Source organism: Mesorhizobium sp. M0923, from assembly GCF_040319365.1.
GTDB lineage: Bacteria > Pseudomonadota > Alphaproteobacteria > Rhizobiales > Rhizobiaceae > Mesorhizobium.
The window spans coordinates 111,619-132,443 of sequence record NZ_JAMYNW010000015.1 but is presented as its reverse complement, the minus strand read 5'-3'; the positions used below and the strand labels follow the sequence as shown (position 1 = coordinate 132,443).

Here is a 20,825-nt window from a genome sequence, read left to right as displayed (position 1 = left end):
GCGAAGCTGCTATTGGTTATCGCGATCCATAACGGATGCGGCTGGTCTCGATCTTGCGAACCTCTTCGCGATGCCTATGGGAGATCTCATTGGAGGCAGCCAGCCCAACGACATGGCACAGATCGAATCCGGCTTTTGCGAGCATCATCGGAAAGATGCTTCCTGCTGTCAGACCCGGGACCACATTGACTTCGAAGAAATAGACGCGTTCATGGTCATCGACGATGAAATCGAGGCGCCCGAAGGTGTGGAGCCTGAACTCCCGAGCAATCTTCGTTGATATCGAGGCGATGCGGGTCTGAAGGTTGTTCTCAATGTTATGGAAATCAACAATGTAGCTGCCTTTCTGCGTCTTCTGATCATAGCCCAGAAATCCCGAGGGATTATTGATCCGCGCAACCGGAAGTACTGTAACTTCATGGCGGTTGATCAAGACTCCGCAGGTGTACTCTGTTCCGACAATCCGTTGCTGGACTAAGAATGAGGCGTCATACGCAGCGATCCGTTCGGAATAGGAACGAAGGCCCTCCTCCGACAGATTGTCGACACACTCGGTGAGGAAGGATCCTCCGAGCGTGTTCGGCTTGAGAACACATGGTCCAGCAAGGTACCGCAGAGCCTCGGCTATGCTGGCGTCGAGATCACCTTGGGAGACGTGGATCGTCGGAATGGGAGTCAGATCGTGACAAAGTCGATTGGCGATTAGGCCCTGCAAATACTTATCTGCGGAGAGCATGGCCGCAGTCTTGTCACCAAAGCTGCCCGGGACATCATAGAACTGGGCAAGAGCCTGGATCTGCCCGTCCTCTCCGTCTTGGCCCTGAAGAAGTGAGAAGACGAAAATGCTGTCATTTTTTAGTATATAAGCGAGCGAGGTGAGCGGATACGTCTCGGCGCGATTCGTAAACTCATCATGCTTGGGAAGGCGATCCCGGTAGAGGGCGAGCCTGAGCAAATCCCCGGATCGGCTGATATAATAAATAAATGCTGGCGAAATACTCACATCAACAGCGTTGTTAAGGACGTCAGCGAAGTGATTGTACATTGCAATCGACCAGTCGTGTTCAACGGACCGTCCGCCATACATGAGTGCCAATTGCATGCTCGTTTCCTCTTCGGAGTGAGTTGCGGGGCGGCTTATTGCCGAGCTTGGAATTCGCCGCCTAGGCCGATCGCCGATTAGCGAGGGACTCGGACCAGTTTCAAGACCTTCCCATCGGTGAGCCCTCGCGGACCGCGAACGTCATCGCTCCATCCTCCCGGACGCTGACATCGTAGAACATGCGATCGCGCACAGAATTGCCCCGATTGAACGTCAATATTCGCGGCTTGATCTCGGCGATCTGCTCCATATCAACGTACGCGGAGGAGCAAACGATGATCTCGTCTCCGACCTGGCAGGTACGAGCGGCAGCTCCGTTCAGCACACAGCAACGGGAACCCCTTTCACCATAAATGACATACGTGCTGATACGCGCACCTGACGCCTTGTTCCAGATGTCAACGAATTCCAGTGGAAAGATCCCCACCTCATCGCAGTGATCCGGGTCCAGTGTGATCGAACCGTGGTAGTTCAGATCCGCATCAGTGACAGTGATGCCATGAAGCTTGGCGGCTACGACTTTTCTCATCTACTTCCTCTTTAGGTCATGGAACGCTACGCGGGGTGGGACGTGGTGGATTTGCCGGTGCGTCCACTCCCGTAGAAGGCGATCTGACGCAGACCTGCCATGGTGCTTTCCTCTCTTCGTTCCATTGGTCGCGAGGAGCCGCGGCATGCGTGCCGGTTGGCCGCTGCCGCCGCCGTGCACTGAGGGAGTTTCAAAACTCGTGCCAATTTGGCGGATCGAGCCTCAGAAGAGATGTTGTGCTTATTCTTCAAGGGCTCCCATGAGAGTGCGGCAAGCGCCGGGCCGAACGGTATTGTGTCGCGGCCGTGACAAACCCGACAGATGTCGAGCGAAATCCAACAGATTGGCAGATTTTACGACGGCTCAAAGCCGGACACGAACGGAGCTCAATAATAGGCCCGGTGCGTACGTGCTGCGAAAACGGCCAACTGAAAGAACATTCAGCGAACGGCTATTTTTTTGACCTCGGCCCCGATGCGCCCGACGGTGGCCCTATGAACGCGAAAGAGACGAGCGATTTCAGCTGCTGAACGGCCTTCATTTAAATGCCGATGATTTCGGAGCGCTGATCGGGCGTTAGTTTCGGACGGCGTCCACCCTTTCGCCCGCGTTCGCGGGCTGCCTGTAGACCCGCCATCGTGCGTTCCCGCCCGGTAGCACGCTCAAATTCGGCGAACGAGCCGAGCATCTGCGTCATCATGCGTCGCGCCGGCGTCGTCGTGTCAATTGCCTCGGTCAACGAGCGGAACCCCGCGCCGGCAGCTTCGATCTTCTCGAGGATGAGAAGCATGTCCTTGAGTGACCGCGTCAGCCGGTCAAGCTTCCAGACGACAACGACATCCCCCTCATCGAGGTCATCGAGCAGCCGGTGCAGTTCGGGCCGATCCCAACGTCCGCCTGAGGCTCTTTCTTCATGGATCCGCTTCCAGAAGGCTCAACAGCGTCGGAAACATACGCCGGTAATGGCTGCCATAGGATGACCGGAAAACCGCATGGACCCGGCCCTGATAGGAACCACCGGCCTTGTACTCGCGGACAACCGCGGCAAGTACCGCCTGATCAGCCACGGGAAAGATGACATCACACACTGCCCCATCCGGTGTCGCAATGCCCGCCTCAGCAATCCGCGCCAGAATTCGCTCCTTGCCGTGGACCTTCTGAAAATCCTTCGCGATCGTCTTAAGACCCTGCGTTCCGCCATCGTTACATCTTTGTGCACCGTCTCGATCAGAAGATCGACAACAGCGTCGACGATTTCCCGCTCGCGCCGAACAAGAGGCGTAGAGGCCGAGCCGGCGCGGTTCTGGACGCTGGCGCACCTGCCGGGCCGTCTCCTGGCCGATCCGACGATAGAGTTGTGCCAAAAGTGGGGCGCCGCCAACGCCAACCAGATCTGCGGGAAGCCGCAGGGACCGTATGAAGGAAAGCGTTCCGCCACGGCAAGGATGCTCTCCAGCCCAACCCGGCCAGGATCCGCCTTCATTCGTGTTGAAGCCAGTCGCACCCCGGCGGCGATCCGTTCTAGCAGGGCGCTTTCAAAGCCGCGCCGCACCGAGCGGATCAATCGTTTCACCTCGCCGTCAGCCGGGCTTTGGAGACCATAATCCCGCCACCACAGACAAACCTGCTCAACCATCGCCGCTGAGGAGATTGCCGTGGGGCAAATCTCTCGTTCGAGCCAAGCAACATGTGCAGCCCGATCATCCGCTGTCGTGCGCCGGAGGCCCAGGAAGGCTAATATCTCCTCCCGATGGCGGCGGCCGGTCCGGCCGGCCCAATCGTAGCGATCGAGATCGGCCAGCGCGGCGGAAAGCTGCTCGGCAAGATAAGCAACAGGCTCCGCTGGAATCTCACTCGCGTGATCGATAAATCTTCCCGCCCAGCGGTACATCTTCATCTGCGCAGCAAAACCAAGCCTGGTCCGTAACGGCTTTGTCTCGATCAGCGCGAGTTACACCATCTGGCGAGTTCCGCGCTTCTCAATTCTGCTGCACGCCACGCTCCCACAGTTAGCCTTCCGATGCCTATCTTTGCGTGAGAGTATGTTCCCTTCAACACCGAAGCAGAAGATTCTCCATCTGTTCTTGCAGTTGGCCGTTTTCGCAGCGACGTACGCACTGGGCCGAAAGGCAGCGTATCAAGATCAGTAAATCTGACGCGCTCTTTGCCGGATTGATAAACACTGCAAAGATTGTTGAGTTTCGTGCCACAGGAACAATGGCGTCAGAGCCTTGGGCACCGGAGCAGATGCAATTCACATCCTATTCCCCTGAGGCTATCGCTTCTATCTGGCTGGTTTACACCGCCCGAACCAAACCCTGACGCCAACTTGCGTGCGGGATTTGCCGCTCCGTTTGCATTCCACCGCTTGGCTAGCCGGTGGTCGCGCCTCGGCGATTTTTCGGTCGGGCTTGCGACATTCTTGTCCAGTTTCGAACATAAAGAGGGTTGCAAATAGGACAGGCGTGGAGAATTCGATCCTCACGGAATCAGGGCGCTTGCCGAAGAGCGCGCGCTCATGGTTGCTGCGACAGGCGCGTGTTCGCGATAGCCGTGCCTCCGCACGCAAGAACACGCTAGCGGCACACGCTACGCAATCGCTGCAGTGCCCGCCGGTGTGAGGCAGTGCATCGGCTCGGCTTCCGGTTCGTCTTTGCCCAGCCGGGGCGGAAGCGCCGAATATCCGCACCATACAGCACCGTTGTTGCGCGTGGTGAGCAGGCGGTTATAGCGCGCGCCCGATCTTCTAAGACACGGCCTCCGGGAAAAAGGGGGCGGTCCAAAAGCATCTCTATTTGAAATGGCACGCCGCTTGCTGCTCCTGGTCAGAGCCCCATCAAAACACGATGAAAGCGACTTGCGCCATGCCCGACACGCGAAGCTCTAGACCCTGGCCTGAGGAGACGGTGCCCGTTCCCGGTGAACATCGGTACATCATCTCCTCCGGAGGTCCCTCCTCGGCAGCCGCTTTGCGCACGGCTGGTCAGATGGCGGCACGCCAACACATGGCGCTCGCGCAATTGCCGTCTACCGGTTCTGATCAGCAAGAGCCCCATCAAAGAGCCACCGAAGCCAAGGTCGGCGGGTCACTGGCAAATATCGACAATACGCCGAACCAGCTCAGTAACGCGGGTCGCTTGCGTGAAGTCACATTTGAGGCCTCCACACGCGTCCGATATTGGCTACTTCGGGCCCGCTATCACTTTGTCCCGGGCACGAGCGCGAGCGATGGATGCCGCTTCCGGCGCCATAGCCGTGGAAAGATTGCCCCAGCGGCTCGACAGCCTCCACTTGCTCAGATCGATGGCGTTCGGGTGACGAAGACCAGCAGCCAAGACGTTCCCCTACATCGGGATGGAAAAAGGAGGGTGCGAGCCGCGAGGGCCTCATTTCATGCCCGGCATACGAGCCTTTGCTCGGTATTGCGCCAGCCTCTGCCAGAATCCGGCGCGCCAGTTTTTTCCTGAGGAGCAAGTTGATGACCGTTCAAAAGAAGGTTCCCTTCGTCACCTTTCTCACGCGTGTTCGCGATGAGTCAGTCCAGGGCCCAAATCCATATCGCTGGGAAGAAAAGACATCTGACGACTACTTTGCCGGCAAGCGCGTCATCCTGTTCTCGCTGCCTGGCGCCTTCACTCCGACCTGCTCAACCTACCAACTGCCCAATTTCGAAGAGCTCTATGATGAGTTTGAGAAGGAGGGAATTGACGCGATTTACTGCGTCTCCGTCAACGATGCCTTCGTCATGAATGCGTGGGGGAAGTCCTTGGGCCTTCAGAAGGTCGAGCTCATCCCCGATGGCTCAGGCGAGTTCACACGCAAGATGGGCATGCTGGTCGCAAAGGACAATCTCGGCTTCGGGATGCGCTCCTGGCGCTACGCCGCCCTGATCAACAATGGCGTGGTGGAGCAGTGGTTCGAGGAGGAAGGTTTCTCGGACAACTGCGAGGCCGACCCCTATGGCGTCTCATCCCCCCAAAACGTTCTCGAAACGCTGAAAGCCGCCGCATGACCTAGAAACGTCTCACTGGTGCCATTTCCCGCCCCAAGAGGCTCCTCGACAGGATTATCGCGCTCACCATGCAATCCTCAGCAAGCCTGCTTCAGCGCCAGAAGCAATCCATGGTCGCATCGCCTCAACTCATTGAGTCGATTCGCTTGCTGCAACTGGCGCATACTGAACTGCATCAGTTCGTGGAGCGGGAAATCGAGAAGAACCCGCTCTTGGAATCTGCGTCAAACGATGGCGGGCCTTTTGGCGATGTTTCGATTTCGGGAGCGGATCAGCCTGTCGGCCCTGGCGGAAACGCCGTTGAAGGACCGACCGGGGCAGGTTCGCCTGAACGGCTCGGGCAATGGAAATCACTTCGCAACACGACCAACAACCCGTCCGGCAATGGCCCTTCCCTCGACGAGTTTGCCACCCTCGCCGAAACATTGCACGACCATGTCGCTCGTCAGATCGCCCTCACTGCATTCACACCACAGGAGCGGCTGATTGCTGGCCAGCTTGCCGCCGATCTGGAAGACACTGGCTATCTTCGGGCAAACCTTTTGGAGCTGGCCGAGAGCCTGAATGTCCGTGAGGCTGTTGTGGAACGGGTTCTCGGAACGTTGCAGCAATTTGATCCACCGGGAGTTTTTGCGCGAAATCTCAGAGAATGCCTCGAGATCCAGTTGCGCCAGCGAAACCGGCTCGACCCGGCAATGGCAGCTTTGGTTGCCAATCTTGAAATGCTTGCGCGACGCGATTTTGAGGCGCTGAAGCAGCATTGCGGCGTCGATGAAGAAGACCTTCTCGACATGATGCATGAGATTCGGGCGCTCGATCCCAAGCCTGGGAACAGATTCCAATCCGGTGCGTCTGAATCAATCATACCCGACGTCTGGGTCACGCCATCGCCGCAAGGCGGGTGGCAGATCGAACTTGATCCCGCCACGCTGCCGAAGCTGCTGATCAACCAAACCTACTATGCCGAAGTCACGCGTCAAACTGCCCAAAATTCGAAAGATAAAGCATTTCTCGACGAATGCTTGCAAAATGCGAACTGGCTAATCCGCAGCCTCGATCAGCGCGCCAAGACCATTGTTAAGGTTGCGGCTGAAATCGTGCGTCAGCAGGATGCCTTTTTGGAACATGGCGTCGCCCACCTGCGGCCTCTCAATCTTAGAACCGTCGCTGATGCGATCGGCGTGCACGAGTCAACGGTAAGCCGGGTGACCTCGAACAAATACATGCTTACCCCGCGCGGAGCCTTTGAGTTGAAGTATTTTTTCACCGTCGCGATCGCGTCCTGCCAAGGCGGCGATGCGCACTCCGCCGAAGCCGTCCGCCATCGGATCAAAGCGATGATTGCCGCAGAATCTCCCGGCGACGTGCTTTCCGATGAGGACATCGCTGTCCGACTGAAGGAAACCGGCATCCATGTTGCGCGCCGCACCGTCACGAAATATCGCGAGGCAATGAACATCCCCTCCTCCGTGCAACGCCGCCGGGAAATGCGCTTGTGTTTTTAAATTTGGGTCAAGGCAGCCAACTTCATGTTGCATTGCATCCAAAGTGGAGACTTCGTTCATGACCCAATCCGCGGCAGGCGTCGTGGACGCTGTTCTGCACGACTCAGAAAAGCCCGTCCAACCGTCTGGTCCCGCATGGGGTGCGGTCATTTCGCTTTCCTTGGGCACGTTCGGGCTGGTGACGGCAGAGTTTCTGCCTGTTAGCCTGCTCACGCCCCTCGCGCATGATCTCGGTATCACCGAGGGAGCGGCTGGACAGGCGATGACGGCGACCGCTATCGTCGGGGCGATCTCGGCGCCGACGGTGGCCATCATCACAAAGCGCCTGGACCGCAGGATCGTCATGTGGGCGATGACGCTGCTGCTGATCCTGTCGGACGTTCTGGCGGCCGGCGCGTGGTCGCTGGCGGTTCTCCTGACTGCACGCGTCGTGCTCGGCATAGCGCTCGGAGGCTTCTGGTCGATGTCGGCAGCACTGGCAATGCGGCTCGTTCCAAGCCACCTCCTGCCGCGCGCTATGTCGATCATCCTCACCGGCGTTTCCGTGGCTACCGTTTGCGCAGCTCCAATCGGCGCTTATGTCGGCGATATCTGGGGATGGCGAAGCGCCTTCATGCTCGCCGCAGTCGGCGGCGCGGCTACACTGCTGGTGCAACTCATAACCATTCCGAGACTGCCTCCGATTGGAGTGGCTAGCTTCCGCAGCCTGTTGGATGTGGCTAAGATTCCGATGGTCAAGGTCGCGCTTGTGGTCGTCCTGCTGGTCGCTTCCGGCCACTTCGCCGGAATCACTTATATCCGCGCCTTCCTCGAGAAGATTCCCGCGCTTGACGTCGAGACGATCTCGCTTGTGTTGCTTGCTTTTGGCATCGGCGGATTCTTCGGCAATTTGGCCGGCGGGCTTCTAGCCGAGTACAGTCTCAAGGCAGTCGCGGCCCTTGCACCGCTGCTCATAGCGATAGCCGCTGTTTCGCTGCTGACGACGGGAGCATCGGCCTTCGCCTCGGCGATTGCGGTTGCAGCGTGGGGCTTTGCCTTCGGCGCGGTGCCGGTGGGATTACAGACGTGGATGGTGCGGCGGGCCGTTCCCGAGCAGGCCGAAAGCGCCGGTGTGCTGATGGTCGTAGCATTCCAAGTGGCAATCGCAGCCGGCGCGATTTTCGGCGGAGTATTGGTGGACAATGCCGGGATTACCAGTGCCATTGCCTACAGTGCTGTTGCCACGTTCGCCGCCGCCCTGACAGTGTTCCTGCTCGGCCCGAAGCGCGAAACCTAGACCGCCTGACAGAAGTGGCCTCAGCAGCGCAGCGGGACGAGAGATGCGATGCACGGCGCGGCGCGGCGCGGTCCTCCGCACGATTACGCATGGACCAGCGCAAGCGCCTCGCCGGCTTCACCTCCGGGCCACGCGACCTTCGCCGCCAGACACGCGAACCTCGCCGGCACCGGTTTCCATTTGGCGACGGTGAGCGCTGCCGGCGCGATGGAACCCTTGCTGGCGGTCATATCCTTCACGACAAGCGGGGATTCTGGGCAAGCGACAGCTACGCGCCGGCCATGCCCGTCAGAACGCCGGTGACGATGCCGCTCGATAGCGCAGACAGGTCGCGAATTGCCAGTCGTGTCAACGGCGGCCGGATTATCGTCGACCGCGCTACCTTGTTTCGGCCGCAGACTATCGTTCGGCAGCTTGATGATGTTGACCACATAGCCTAGGAGCTATATATGACTTGGGAAGTCGTTTTTGGCGATGAGTTCGATGGGGAGTTCGAGGCGTTGCCCCAGACAGTCCAAGATGAGCTATTGGCCTCGGCTAAGCTGCTCGGTGTGTTCGGGGCCCCAGCTGGGGCGACCGCATGCGGATACCTTGAATGACTCGTCGTTCGCGAACATGAAAGAACTTCGCTTCGACGCTGATGATGGTGTCTGGCGGGTTGCGTTCGCATTCGACCGGAAGCGGAAGGCGATCCTGCTCGTCGCCGGCGATAAGTCGGGCGTGAGTGAGAAGCGCTTCTATAAAAGTCTGATCGCCAAGGCGGCAAGCGCTATCAAGGGCATCTCGACCGTTTGGCGGCGGCGAAGAAGGAGAAGAAGTGATGGGACGCAAGCTTGACGACCTAATCGCTGCGCTCCCCGAGGATCGTCGGGAGCGGGTCGACGCGCGTTTCGAAGAGTTAAGGGGAGAAGTCGAGAGTCTCGGCGATTTGCGGCGTGCCGCTGGAAAGGCCCAGGCCGAAATCGCTTCGGTCCTCAAGATCAAGCAGCCTTCGGTCTCGAAGATTGAGAAACAAGCCGACATGTACTTGTCTACTCTTAAAAGCTACGTCGAGGCGATCGGGGGGCAACTCGAACTCGTCGTTCGCCTTCCCTCGCGCGCGCCCCTCCGTATAGAGCGGCTCGGCGACGTCGTGGCTCCCAAAGCCGTCTCCGTGCGTAGCGTTAAAAGAGCGGCAGGTGGACGTAATCGCACAAAGGCCGCACGCGCCGGCTGACCTCACTCTGTTTCGGCTAAAGACTACCGATGGGGGAGATGGTCTCGTCGATGCAAGGAGTAGGTATGAGCAACGTCGGCGAAGCGCCGCCCGCGCCTGCACGATCTGCGGCACACATTTGCGGTGCGCGCGCTGCAAGGCAGTCCGGCGGACCGAAGTCGAAGCGGCGCACATATGGCGGCGCTTGCGACCTACATGGGTCACGTCAACATCTATGCGACCTACTGGTACCTGGAGGCCACCGCCGACCTCATGCGCGACGTCGCCGCGGCCGGTGAAGGGTTCCTCACCGAAGGGAGGCAATCATGACGCCGATTGCTCCCCTCATCGAAGCGTTCCTCGATGAGACACTCGCCCGCCAGCGGGGCGTCAGTCGGCATACGCGCGACTCCTATGCCCTGAGCTTCCAGTTGCTCTTCATGTTCGCTGCAAAGAGGCTGAAGTCTCGCCATCGGCGCTGATGCTGGAGCAACTCGACGCCGGCCTCGGTGACGCGCAATGTCCGGCTGGCGGCCATCAAGTCCTTCTTCCGCTTCCTCGAATACAGGCAGCCGGCAGCCCTGGAGCATATCCGCCGTGTCCTGGCGATCCCATTCAAGAAGACGGATCGGCGTCTGGTCCCCTATCTTCTGCGGGAGGAGCTGCAAGCGGTGCTCGATGCCCCGGATCCCGGCACGCGCGATGGCATCCGCGACCGGGCCATGCTGCATCTGGCGGTTTGTGCGGGTCTGCGCGTGTCCGAGCTAACGGGGTTGAAGCTCGAGGACATCGACCTGTCGTCCATGAGCATTCGTGTCCTGGGCAAGGGGCGGCGGGAACGGACGCTTCCCTTGTGGAAGACCACGGCCGCAGCCCTGCGCGCCTGGCTCGCCGTTCGCGGGCGGGTCGCAGCACCCGAGGTGTTCGTCAACGCCCGGGGAGAGCCGCTGAGCCGATGGGGCTTCGCGTATCTCCTCAAACAGCATGCAGCGACCGCCGCTCGAGCGCATCCTGGCCTCGACAAGAAACGCATATCGCCCCACGTGCTCAGGCACACATGCGCGATGATCATCCTGCAAGCAACGCAGGACATCCGTAAGGTGTCGCTGTGGTTGGGGCACGCCACTCTGCGACCACTGAAATCTCCACGCGTGGCGATCCGACAGAAAAGCTCGACGCCATGGAATCGATCGTTCCACCACATCTGCGGCGCGGCGCGTTCCAGCCGTCCGACAGGCTCATCGCGCCCCTTCGTAATGGTGAGTCGGGTTGGCGGCGGCACACACAAGAGCGCGATCAAGTCGCTGCCAGCTCTCATTACTGGATTTGCCCATAAGGCAGGTAATGGGCGTCGCCCATTAGCTACAGCAACCGGCATTGCCCGAAGTGCCAGGGCGCGGCGGCGCGGACATGGCTCGCCGAGCGGGAAGCCGACCTGCTGCCGGTCGGCTACTTCCATGTCGTGTTCACGCTGCCGGCCGAGGTCGCCGACATCGCCTTCCACAACAAGGCGACCATCTATGACCTGCTGTTGCGTGCGGCATCGGAGACGATGCTGACCATCGCCGCCGATCCGAAGCATCTCGGCGCCCGTATCGGCATCACCGCCGTCCTCCACACCTGGGGCTCCGCGATGACCCACCATCCGCACGTGCACATGATCGTGCCGGGCGGCGGCATCGCGCTCGACGGGAAGCGCTGGGTATCGTCGCGCCCGGCCTTCCTCCTTCCGGTGCGCGTGCTCGGCAAGCTTTTCCGCCGCCTGTTCCTGACCCGGCTGATCGCGCTTCACGACGCCGGCCGGCTCGCCTTCGTCGGATCGATGGCCCACCTGGCCGACCGACGCGCCTTCCTGCGTCATCTCGATCCTGTTCGGAGCAAGCGCTGGGTGGTCTATGCCAAGCCGCCCTTCGCCGGACCTGAAGCGGTGCTCGCCTGTCTGTCGCGCTACACGCACCGGGTCGCCATCTCCAACCGACGCATCATCCGTTTCGACAAGAGCGACGTCACCTTCCGCTACAAGGACTATCGCCGCCCTGGCGCCGACCGGCAGCAGGTCATGACGCTCACCGCCGACGAGTTCATCCGTCGGTTCCTACTCCACGTCCTGCCGCGCGGCTTCCATCGCATCCGGCACTATGGGCTACTTGCCAGCAGTTCCCGCAAGACGAGCCTCGCGCTCGCCCGCGAACTGCTCACGGCCGCGCCTCCCGCCACGAACGATCCATCGGCCGAACCGGACAACTTCCGCCCGCCATGCCCATGCTGCGGCGGACGCATGATCGTCATCGAGGTGTTCGAACGGTGGAGGCAGCCGCGCGGACCGCCACATGATTCCCCATCAACCGGGAGCAGCACGCCATGACCCGGCATGGCATGGTCCAGCCTTCAGCCGCAGGCACTCAGCCTCCGGCAACGAACCCACGCGCGTGCATGGTGATCATCGGTGCCGACGGGGCCGTGTCAGGCCGCAAGGCGAGCCGGCGATATCGCTCGGCCGGAAGACGGGGCGGTCCATTCGCATCAATCCCGGCGCTTCTCGACGGCGGTCGCACCATCCCCGACACCAGCCGAAAATCGAAATCTCCATAGCCATCGCCCGTGGCCCGCGGGTTCCTTCCTCGGGGACTTTCGTACGCCTGCCGGCGCCCGAAACTCTTCACGGAAGGGGACTGTCCGTTTTGGAAGGCAAGCTCGAGAAAGCAGTCGTCGCATGCGAACCAGTAAGACTCGACAATAGTTCTGATCTCATGGCGAGTCACTTCAGGTACAGAACTGCGAACGCCAGTTTTCGTCGAATCTGCGCTCGGCGCGGCGAGCTTTGCAGCAATCCCACCCGCGATCTCCTGATGCGAACCTCGTTGTCTGCGACCTCGATGCGTTGAGCAAGCGCTCGCAAGTGGTCACGGCGGTAACCGCCACCGGGTAGCCGAATGCACTCCCAAGCCGCCTCGGTTCTGAGACGGAAATGGGCTGCACCTAACTCCCGGAGATTTCACGCGGGTCAGGGTATCTTCACGATGCCGTCGCAGACGGGGTACCGTGGACACCCCCAGAATGGCTTGCCCGCGTATCTACCCCGACTGGCAATTCGCCGCCGCATGACGGCTCCGCACTTCGGGCAGAGAACCTGTCCGACCTTTGGTGAAAATGCCCTGTTTCGAGATTGCAGCGTCGGTGGCGAGACCGCCGTCGCAGAGAAGGACGATTGCAGACGAGAGGTGGCAGCAACCATGTCCGGAGTCGAAAGACTCACTGGGAGGACAGACAGACCCACATATTTCGCATCGGCCGCGCTCGCTTCGTAATGCCGATGCGCCTCTGCTAGGGTTTCGTGTGGTCGCCTGACAGCAGTTTCGATCCGTCGAACCGCATCCCGCAGCTGGTCCGCTCCGGTTGCGAGGCGCTTCTGCAAGTCGCCGCGCATTTGCGCAACCTTCATGTCGATTTTCTGCTTCTCGACCTGATCGGAAGGCGTGGGATTCGGATTGAATACGAACCGGGTTTCGTGCGCGGCCTTCCAGTTGAGGAGATGCTGCCGACGGACTTCGCCGATACCCGGGACGCGGGTTACATTCTGGTCTATGTCCTCGGCCGTCTCGTATCCGTATGCGACCAGGGTCTGCGCGAGGCCACGGTTAATTGAAGTGATCTTGTCCTTGTCCACCCGGAAGCGATCCAGGTAGTCGGCAAGCTGCATCTGCTTTCGGTTCGCCTGGTACTCGCCATGCCATCTCACTTGCAGCTGCGGAAGTTCCCGGTATTCCTCCCTGGCCGTCGTCAGTTCGGCCTTCAGGCTTGCCGGTTCCGTTGACCCTGCATTCTGGTGGAACGTCTTGAGTTCCGCCTCGAAGGCGACCCTGGCTCGATCCAGTGACTGTTTGATTTGATTCTGTTCGGCAGGCGATGCGCTGAACCTGTTGAAGCTGAAAACGGCCAGCGCGATGGAGATATAGAAAACCGCAGGCATGTAGAAGAGCAGAAACGCCGCTGCTCCGAATGCGAGAATGCCGAGGCTCTGCTTTGTGCGGCGTCCCATCGCCGCGTCTTTGGCTGCTTGACTCGCCGTGGCCGATATGGCGGGCAGGTGAGGGATGACTTTCTTCGGATCGGGGAGCGCGACGGCTTCGATCTCCGCCCACACACGGTCGATGTCGAAGTTGATGATGGAGGCGGTGCGGGCGGCGTAGTTCGGCGGAAACAGGACGGTGCCGAACTGGTTGTCCACCGCGCACCAGGGGCAACTTCCGGCCGCCCGCGGGAAGTAGTGCTCCTTGTGGGAGGCGCACTGGACCAGAGAGGCTTCCACGGTGTTCAGATGCGCGACCCACTCCTGCGCCGTTGGCCTTCTCAGGCTCGGATCATTGGTGAATGCCTGCTCGAACGCGACCGCGACCGCGTCTGGCAGCATCGTCGGCCGGGGGCCGTGCGGCGGCGGCGCCATGCCAGTGTTGCGACGCCTCGAGTAAGCGTAGCGACCCTCGGAGATCGCGCGCTCCAGCGGCATTTCGTCGGAACCCGAGTATTGGCCGGCGAACGGATGTTTGCCGAGAAATAGCAGCTGGAAGATCGCGACAGCCAAGCCGAAAGCGTCGTGGTTTCCGGTGCGCACTATCCCGTCGAGCGAGTGTCCCTGCAGCTCGGGCGCGGTGTATTCTGGAACACCTACCCGGCACAGATGACTGCGGCCGTCCCGATTCACCTGGAAGCTGTCCGCGTCGATGATCGCGACGAGCGCGCGGTCCGAAATCAGAAACCCTGAGTGGTTAATGTCACCGATGATGCAACCCGCGTCGTGGACGGCCGCCACGGCCGTCGCAAGGTTCCGGGCAGTGTGGACGAGGAAACGATAGTCCGCTTGCGGAAAGTTGTGCTTGCGGGCCTTGGGCGAATACAGTTCGTGGAGAGGCTTCGAGCTTCCGACAACACTCATCGTGAAGCCGACGAAATTGCCTCTCGCGTCCGTCGCGACTTCTATTGGGAACGACACCAGCTTCGTGCGGGAAGCAAGCTGGCCCCGGACGATGGCTTCGACTTTCTCGAAGCGCGGGCGGTCAGGCTTGAAATAGACCTTGATAGCCTTCGCCGGGTCGGAAGCAATAAGATAGACCTCGCCTTCGCCGCCCTTTCCAATGCGCTTGCCCAGCGCGACTGGCCTGCCGCCGATGTGGATCAGAGGGGCGTTCATATTTGTATGGCGACGACCAGCGTCTTGTCGTCATCCGTCCGTTCGTCGATTTTCGGCGATCCAAGGTACGTATGCAGTTGCTGGGACAGCTGACGCTGCATTCCGGCCGTCTCGGCCTTGTTCATGGAGCCTGCCATCGTGTCGAAGAAGCTCGACGGTGCGGTCCGGTTCGCGAAGTCAAGCACCAGCCGCTCGATGCCGTCCGAGAACAAGGCGACGGCGTGAGGAGGATCGTCCAGCGTCGACGTGCGCAACCGCGCTCCGCCGTTGTCGGTAACGAAAAACGTCGTCGAAGCGTACTCGCCGGATTCCGGCCACGAAACGCACTCCCACGGGCCGTCTGTATCTGACTGCTTGACGATCGCGCCGTCTCCGACATGGGCGACGAACATCCCGCGAGAAGCGGTCATCGCGAACAGCATGGTGCATGCGAAATCGCGCATAGTTAGATCGTGACGGACGGCTGTTGCCGAGATTGAGTCCCTAACGTCGTCGATCCATTCCTCGAACAGGTCGCGATCGGGAACCCTGCCGTGGTCGCGGGCCTTCGCGGTAAGAAGGCGGCACGTCATGACTGCTCCGTATCGCCCGTGGGAGGCGCTCCCTGCGCCGTCCGAAACCGTGGCGATCAGTCTGCCGTACCGGGCTTCAACGCAACGGTAGGCATCCTGGCGATGCGAACCCGAGCGCTCGTGCGAGGTGCCCTTGCGGGAAGCCGCGATCCATTTCCACTTGGACACGGATCAGCCAGCGACTGCCCAGCCGTCCGGCGCGGTCGGATTCTGCAGGGGAACCTGGTCTCCCGGCTTCGACTGTGAAACCGAGGAAAGCGAAGCCGAAAGCCACCGGAAGAACTCGGCGAAAGCGAGGCCCTTGAGCTTCAGTGGAATCCGGGTAGCGATCTGCCCAAGAACTCCCATGTCCGCTCCTTCCACGCCCACGCAATAGAACATGAATTCCTTCCTGTTCTCGCCCTGGCGAACGGCCTGGGCAGCGGCGTTCCAGGAATCGGTAGGCGCGCCGTCGGTGATCAGGAAGACCCAAGGGCGGTAGTACGGCGTTCCGTGCGCCTTGTAGGCGGCCTTACGGTCGCGAAGCATCTGGAGGCCGTGCGTGACGGCCTCGCCCAGAGGCGTAGCCCCGGCTGGCTCGAGATGGGGCGGATAGAAGCCGTCTACTGTTACGAACTCGGTCACAGTCTGCACGGGACCGAAGGTGACGATGGCGATCTCGACGCGCTTGGCGGCGAGGCTGTCTTCCGCGAGAGCCTGTTTGAAGGCGGTGATGCCCTCGTTCAGCTGACGCAGCGGCTCTCCGGCCATGGAACCGGAATTGTCGAGCAACAGAATACAGGGACAGCGCGGCTCCGTGTTTTCGATCAGATCCGCCCCGCCGAATGGCGTTTGCTCAAACTCGCTCATGTTTGCCCCATAGATGCCGCAACGATATTATTCAATCTATAGTCGCAAGGGGTCAAGCGTTCATTGTTGACGATACCCGGAATGACCGTGATGAGGCGCATTGCTGACCGACAGCCGCGGGACCGAGACCGGACTGGCGGCTCTTAGCGGTACAATGGTAACCAGACGTTGTTGGTGTGTTCTGATCAAGGCCTTCTTGCCGCGTCCAATACCTCTCGGGCGGCACCGACACGCCGGGCGCCTGTGTTGTAGGCGCGTCGATTTGAGCATAGTCCTTACAGTATTCGCCAACCGACTCGACTCATCATCGCTTTCGCCACATCATGTTCTTGGGGAGGCGCCTGGGGGATGGCATTCCGATTTCGTAAATCTATAAAGATCGCGCCGGGAGTCCGGATAAATCTCAGCGCGAAAAGTGCCAGCGTGCGGGTTGGACCAAAAGGAGTTGGGTATACAGTTAGCACAACAGGCAAAAAGCGCCTTAGTGCGACTATTCCCGGGACCGGTCTTTCTTATTCGAAGGGTGTTTCTTCGAAGCGCCAGTCAGTGCCTAGCGCGCCATCGCAACTAGGTACTTCTCAAACCAAGTCGTCTTCGAAAGGCCCGATCGCGCTTCTGCTACTTTCCGTTGGCGCAGGACTGGTTTGGTGCAGCGCGCCGTCCAACGAAACCAAGATTACCAATGAGCGCTCCCCGACGAACGGGTCTGTACAGTCAGACCTAAAGTCCACGACAGGAGACGCGGACGCTCGAACCTCCCAAGCTACAGGCGCTTATGCCGGGCCCGCCTCTTCCGTTCAAAAGACATTTTATAGCACCGCAAATGTTCGCCTACGGACATCCCCATCGGCGGATTCGCCGATTGCGCTCACCGTTCCAGTTGGATCCGCGGTATTGTCGTCAAAGCGCGAAGGGCCTTGGCATTACGTTTCATACGGGAACTATTCGGGCTGGATTCTAGGCGATTATCTCGCGGAGCCTCGTCCTGAACCAGCGGCAACTTCGTCGCCGATAGCACCGCAGGCCTCAGGCGCACTGCCAACTTCTGACAACAACACAATCTCAGGCCGCGCTACCATCATTGACGGAGACACGATTGATGTTGCTCACAAGAGTGCGTTTAAATGGCGTCGATGCGCCGGAGAGTGCTCAGTTCTGCCGGAATTCGAAGGGAAAAAACTATCGCTGCGGTCAGTCAGCCGCGAAAGCGCTTGATGCCTGGCTGGCGAAGTCCCGGCCCGTGACTTGCACATTCGTAGAGTGGGATCGCTATGGCCGCTTCGTCGGTGACTGCTATCGCTCCGACGGCGCGGCGGTGGCAACATGGCTGGTCAGCGCCGGCCACGCGATGGATTGGCCGCTCCATTCGGGCGGCGCCTACGCGAGCTATCAGGACGAAGCTCGGCTGGCGAAGCGAGGCATCTGGCAAGGCGAGTTTCAACCGGCGTGGGAATGGCGTGCCGCGCAGCAGGCGGCGCCTAAGCCTGAAACCACGAGTCCAGTTCGACTGCTCTCCGGCTCATGCGACATCAAGGGCAACATCAGCAACAAGGGCGTTCGCATCTACCACTCCCCCGGCCAGCGTTTCTATGACGAGACAGTGATCAGCCCAGCCAAGGGCGAGCGGATATTCTGTTCAGAGGACGAGTTGGTTGGCGTCGGTCGAAAAGGTGACTATAGCTCCAACGTGCTTGGACTATGGTATAGTCTGAGCCACTGCAGGTCGATGTCCGCTTTTTCAGCGTTGCTGGTTCTGTCAACGTCTAGGTGGGAAGCCGTTCGCGCCATCCATGTCCGATTTTGGGGCCGTTTGCTGTCCGTCCGGTTATTGCCGAGGGACTAGTTAAAGCCGCCGTTCGGCTCACGTGACAGCGGACTGGCTGCTTTTCGGACAGGGGATGGCGTAAAGTTGCCGTTCAATCTGTCGACTGCTGCTAAGCCTGTCACTCACACGTCGAACGGCAGCTTTGTGCTACGGCGGATCGTTCCGGAGGTCCTTGATTGCCTTCTTCACCTGATGCTTCCAGGGATCCGGAAGCGAGTCCGCTTCGCGCTCGATCGAGTTGATGGCCCGAGATCCGTTGTCTCGCTTCGCAATGCTCCTGATGATCCGACCAGCATCGCCGGCACGCGCCGCCGCCAGCGCGATGTCCCTTGGCCGCCAGTTCGAGTTCAGGAACGACCGCGCGAGCTCGCGCCGCGCGACCTTGCAGCGGTCCCAATCCACAAACGGGAACACGTAGGAGAGGAAATCTGGAAGGCTTTCCCTCTGGAGTTCGCGATACACGGAGGGGAATGCGGCGGCGATGATGGGAGACGCAGCCTCCGCCTTCACGTTGGTCGCGAAAGACAGCAGTTTCGACGACGCCAGGAGGAAACCGCGGTGATTGACTGGATCGGAATCCCATAGCAGGCGGCCAACAGCCTCCCCCCCCTGATAGGACAGGTCGAGCGTCCTCCTACTGACCACCGTGTCGGCCAGCGCGATCGGGTTCTCGAGTAACTTGGCACGCACCGATGGAGGTGACCTGTCGAACAGCGTCAGGTTGCTGCTCGCCAAGCCAGCCGGCACGCCTTGGCCCGCGCCAACCCTCAGAACGCGCACGCCGTCAAGCTGCGCTCCGGCGTGGTCGAGCAGGGTCGAGACTATACTTTCTCGCTCGGCCCCGAAGTCCTTGGGAAGCACAGCCTCCAGTCCAGAAACGGCGATCGACGCCGCTCTCGGGCCGTTGATGCGAGGTAGAATCCGCATAACGAGCCCAATGTGATCCGCAGGCTGCAGCCGGACATTCTCGACGATGCGGGCCAATACTTCGGTCGCAGAGGGTAGTTCCCCGACCAGCACAAGCACGTCCGCAAGCATGCCCGGTTGTCCGAAGATGGAGCGCAGCTGCTCGTTCGATGCGCTTGTGAGCACGTCCGCGAGCAACATTGGGCGACGTGCATCTGCCTTCTCAATCGCGTCGAGTATCCAGCGAACGTCCGCGACGCTCGACCTGAGGAGCTGGCGCAGCATCGCGTTCGAGGCCTGCGACTGGCGTGCCTTCGCGGCCACGTCCCGCAAGGCGGCGACTCCGCCTTCTCGCTGCGCAGCATCCACGAGCACGCCGTTCAAAGCGACGGCCGTAAGGTCGTTGGCGTTTCTCAGCCGCTCCGCCTCGATCAGGATCGTCGGTGCGCCGGCGTTCGCCAGCAGCGCGCCGAGAACCCCTGCGTGTCGGTCGTCAACGAGCTGCGGCAAGATGAGTTTGCGTGCCTCCGCAATCTCGTCCCCGTTGGCACTGGCGATGCTCGCTACCAGTGACGGCTCGACACCGTAGTCACCTTCCAATAGCCGGACGGTCAGTTCCGGCGCCGCCAGCACCGTCCCAAGCAGGGCATCTCCCGAGAGACCACTCAGGCTACTCGCTACGCGCTCGAACGCGTCTGCCTTCGCAATGCCCGCGGCGATTCCGTTGAGGAGGAATTCGCCGCCGTCCTTTAGCAGATGGGGAATGGCCTCCACTGCCTCGATCGGATGCCGCTGCGCGAGCGCCACCGTCGAGGATCTCACAGAGCGGATCAGGGATAGGCGCCAGCGCGTCTCGCCGAGTTTCTCGATCAGTACTTGGAGAAACCGCCAGGCCTCGGATGGCGCCATAGCGGACGCCGCCGTCGTCGCAGCCCTTGCAAGGACTGGCGCGAGCTCGGTAACGAGCTCGGGCCGACGCGACATCCTGGTATTCGCGATATCGAGCAGGCCGAGCGCCGCGTGCGGCTCCGATCCCACCTTGTCGGCAAGCTCACCCCATAATAGCGACAGACGAAGCGCCTCCTCGCTTCCCTTCTCGTCTTCCGCCATCTCGCCGAACGCATCGAGCGCCGAAAGCGAGGGGTGTGGTGCCCGGAAGACCTCATCCGCGATCCTCGAGGACCACCGATGGCGCGACGGGCTTGTCCGAGTGCCATCGACGCGTCGTCCCTTCCAGTCCGAGAAGCGCGACCGCGCTTCGACGGGGGCGAACACTAGGTCGAAGCTCTTCTTGGAGATCGTCCGGGGGGAATTGCAGAAGGTCGACACGGTGAAGCGGCGGCGCATCGAGGGCCAGATCGCGGTCAGGATCCGCAGCGCGATGAGCTCGGCCGATTTGGAGCCGAACACGGCTACCGACACCGAGTGCTCAAGAAACAGCGCTTCCAGGATTTCGGCTCCGGCTGTTTCCACGGGCGGCGACGGCTTGGCGAGGCCCGGTTCGAGCGAGAGCCTCTTCATTTTTTGGGTCGGCCCGGCGGCGGTGGCCAGCGCCACCAATGCAGACGGATCCGCAACAGAGGTCCATTCTGACATCGGGATCAGAAGCGAACGGGTGCGGACGCACCCGGCCCGTGGCGCCTCCCGATCGTGCCAGGTCCTGGCGACCACATAATGCGATCCACTCGGCAGCGGATAACACGTGATGTACGGCGGAATCTTCTCGCCGGGCGCGATTGGGCCCGCGATGTCTGACAGACGATCGACGAGATCCTGATCTCGCGGAGGCAGCGTGATGGATCCGGACAGCAGCTCGTGCCCGTGATTGTATCCATGCAGCTGCTGATCGACGATCATCCGCCCACC

17 protein-coding genes and 4 pseudogenes are annotated in these 20,825 nt (G+C 60.6%); 12 read left to right on the top strand and 9 right to left on the bottom strand.

Annotated elements, in window-relative coordinates:
- Positions 1-16: 16 nt before the first annotated feature.
- From NKH89_RS23930 to NKH89_RS23920, 3 genes and pseudogenes are all read right to left on the bottom strand, one after another.
- Positions 17-1,102 carry a D-alanine--D-alanine ligase family protein gene (locus tag NKH89_RS23930; protein ID WP_352910223.1) on the bottom strand — a complete coding sequence of 362 codons (1,086 nt, stop codon included), beginning with the start codon at positions 1,100-1,102 and terminating at the stop codon, positions 17-19.
- A gap of 100 nt (positions 1,103-1,202) precedes the next feature.
- Positions 1,203-1,631, bottom strand: a complete 429-nt coding sequence (gene panD / locus NKH89_RS23925) for an aspartate 1-decarboxylase (protein ID WP_352910220.1) — start codon at positions 1,629-1,631, stop codon at positions 1,203-1,205.
- Positions 1,632-2,071: 440 nt separating this feature from the next.
- Positions 2,072-2,553: pseudogene (locus NKH89_RS23920) on the bottom strand (recombinase family protein); the annotation flags it as partial.
- A gap of 70 nt (positions 2,554-2,623) precedes the next feature.
- Here NKH89_RS23920 and NKH89_RS23915 point away from each other — a divergent pair.
- Positions 2,624-3,235 carry a hypothetical protein gene (locus NKH89_RS23915; RefSeq protein WP_352910308.1) on the top strand — a complete coding sequence of 204 codons (612 nt, stop codon included), beginning with the start codon at positions 2,624-2,626 and terminating at the stop codon, positions 3,233-3,235.
- A gap of 11 nt (positions 3,236-3,246) precedes the next feature.
- Here the strand turns inward: NKH89_RS23915 and NKH89_RS23910 are convergent.
- Positions 3,247-3,522, bottom strand: a pseudogene (locus NKH89_RS23910) (DUF4158 domain-containing protein); the annotation flags it as partial.
- A gap of 1,587 nt (positions 3,523-5,109) precedes the next feature.
- On the opposite strand from NKH89_RS23910, the gene NKH89_RS23905 reads away from it, so the two are divergent.
- The 3 genes from NKH89_RS23905 to NKH89_RS23895 all read left to right on the top strand — a co-directional run bounded on the left by NKH89_RS23905 (position 5,110) and on the right by NKH89_RS23895 (position 8,424).
- The gene (locus NKH89_RS23905) at positions 5,110-5,643 is read left to right on the top strand and encodes a peroxiredoxin (RefSeq protein ID WP_352466644.1); all 534 of its coding nucleotides are present in this window, start codon (positions 5,110-5,112) and stop codon (positions 5,641-5,643) included.
- Between the two features lie 68 nt (positions 5,644-5,711).
- Entirely contained in the window at positions 5,712-7,148 is a 1,437-nt protein-coding gene (gene rpoN / locus NKH89_RS23900; protein WP_352910217.1) for an RNA polymerase factor sigma-54, read from the top strand.
- A 58-nt stretch (positions 7,149-7,206) separates the two neighbouring features.
- Positions 7,207-8,424 carry an MFS transporter gene (locus NKH89_RS23895; RefSeq protein ID WP_352910215.1) on the top strand — a complete coding sequence of 406 codons (1,218 nt, stop codon included), beginning with the start codon at positions 7,207-7,209 and terminating at the stop codon, positions 8,422-8,424.
- Positions 8,425-8,507: 83 nt separating this feature from the next.
- Here the strand turns inward: NKH89_RS23895 and NKH89_RS35860 are convergent, their stop codons facing one another.
- Entirely contained in the window at positions 8,508-8,654 is a 147-nt protein-coding gene (locus tag NKH89_RS35860) for a hypothetical protein (protein ID WP_023801988.1), read from the bottom strand.
- A gap of 385 nt (positions 8,655-9,039) precedes the next feature.
- On the opposite strand from NKH89_RS35860, the gene NKH89_RS23885 reads away from it, so the two are divergent.
- The 6 genes and pseudogenes from NKH89_RS23885 to NKH89_RS23860 form a co-directional block, all read left to right on the top strand.
- The gene (locus NKH89_RS23885; protein WP_352910213.1) at positions 9,040-9,261 is read left to right on the top strand and encodes a type II toxin-antitoxin system RelE/ParE family toxin; all 222 of its coding nucleotides are present in this window, start codon (positions 9,040-9,042) and stop codon (positions 9,259-9,261) included.
- Positions 9,245-9,640, top strand: coding sequence for an XRE family transcriptional regulator (locus NKH89_RS23880; protein ID WP_023801991.1), 396 nt, complete (start codon positions 9,245-9,247; stop codon positions 9,638-9,640). Before NKH89_RS23885 ends, NKH89_RS23880 begins: the two co-directional genes overlap by 17 nt.
- Positions 9,641-9,814: 174 nt before the next feature.
- Complete coding sequence (locus NKH89_RS23875) at positions 9,815-9,949, top strand: hypothetical protein (protein ID WP_352910211.1); 135 nt, start codon at positions 9,815-9,817, stop codon at positions 9,947-9,949.
- Positions 9,946-10,101 (top strand): hypothetical protein, encoded by a 156-nt coding sequence (locus NKH89_RS23870; protein ID WP_352910208.1) that lies wholly within the window; start codon positions 9,946-9,948, stop codon positions 10,099-10,101. The genes NKH89_RS23875 and NKH89_RS23870 overlap by 4 nt, the downstream gene beginning before the upstream one ends.
- Before the next feature lie 27 nt (positions 10,102-10,128).
- A pseudogene (locus NKH89_RS23865) lies at positions 10,129-10,689 on the top strand (tyrosine-type recombinase/integrase); the annotation flags it as partial.
- 290 nt (positions 10,690-10,979) lie between these two features.
- A pseudogene (locus NKH89_RS23860) lies at positions 10,980-11,984 on the top strand (IS91 family transposase); the annotation flags it as partial.
- Between the two features lie 639 nt (positions 11,985-12,623).
- Here NKH89_RS23860 and NKH89_RS23855 read toward each other — a convergent pair.
- Genes NKH89_RS23855 through NKH89_RS23845 form a run of 3 tightly spaced genes read right to left on the bottom strand, consistent with a single transcriptional unit; the run spans position 12,624 to position 16,228 of the window.
- Positions 12,624-14,807, bottom strand: a complete 2,184-nt coding sequence (locus tag NKH89_RS23855) for a helix-hairpin-helix domain-containing protein (protein ID WP_352910206.1) — start codon at positions 14,805-14,807, stop codon at positions 12,624-12,626.
- Positions 14,804-15,547, bottom strand: a complete 744-nt coding sequence (locus NKH89_RS23850) for a PP2C family serine/threonine-protein phosphatase (RefSeq protein ID WP_352910204.1) — start codon at positions 15,545-15,547, stop codon at positions 14,804-14,806. The genes NKH89_RS23855 and NKH89_RS23850 overlap by 4 nt, the downstream gene beginning before the upstream one ends.
- A 3-nt stretch (positions 15,548-15,550) precedes the next feature.
- Complete coding sequence (locus tag NKH89_RS23845; protein ID WP_352910201.1) at positions 15,551-16,228, bottom strand: vWA domain-containing protein; 678 nt, start codon at positions 16,226-16,228, stop codon at positions 15,551-15,553.
- A 348-nt stretch (positions 16,229-16,576) separates the two neighbouring features.
- Here NKH89_RS23845 and NKH89_RS23840 point away from each other — a divergent pair, with 348 nt between their 5' ends.
- The gene (locus NKH89_RS23840) at positions 16,577-17,443 is read left to right on the top strand and encodes a DUF4236 domain-containing protein (RefSeq protein ID WP_352910198.1); all 867 of its coding nucleotides are present in this window, start codon (positions 16,577-16,579) and stop codon (positions 17,441-17,443) included.
- Positions 17,328-18,071, top strand: coding sequence for a thermonuclease family protein (locus NKH89_RS23835; RefSeq protein ID WP_352910196.1), 744 nt, complete (start codon positions 17,328-17,330; stop codon positions 18,069-18,071). Before NKH89_RS23840 ends, NKH89_RS23835 begins: the two co-directional genes overlap by 116 nt.
- Before the next feature lie 129 nt (positions 18,072-18,200).
- Here NKH89_RS23835 and NKH89_RS23830 read toward each other — a convergent pair whose 3' ends face one another.
- Complete coding sequence (locus NKH89_RS23830; protein WP_352910193.1) at positions 18,201-20,816, bottom strand: GAP1-N1 domain-containing protein; 2,616 nt, start codon at positions 20,814-20,816, stop codon at positions 18,201-18,203.
- Positions 20,817-20,825 lie beyond the last annotated feature (9 nt).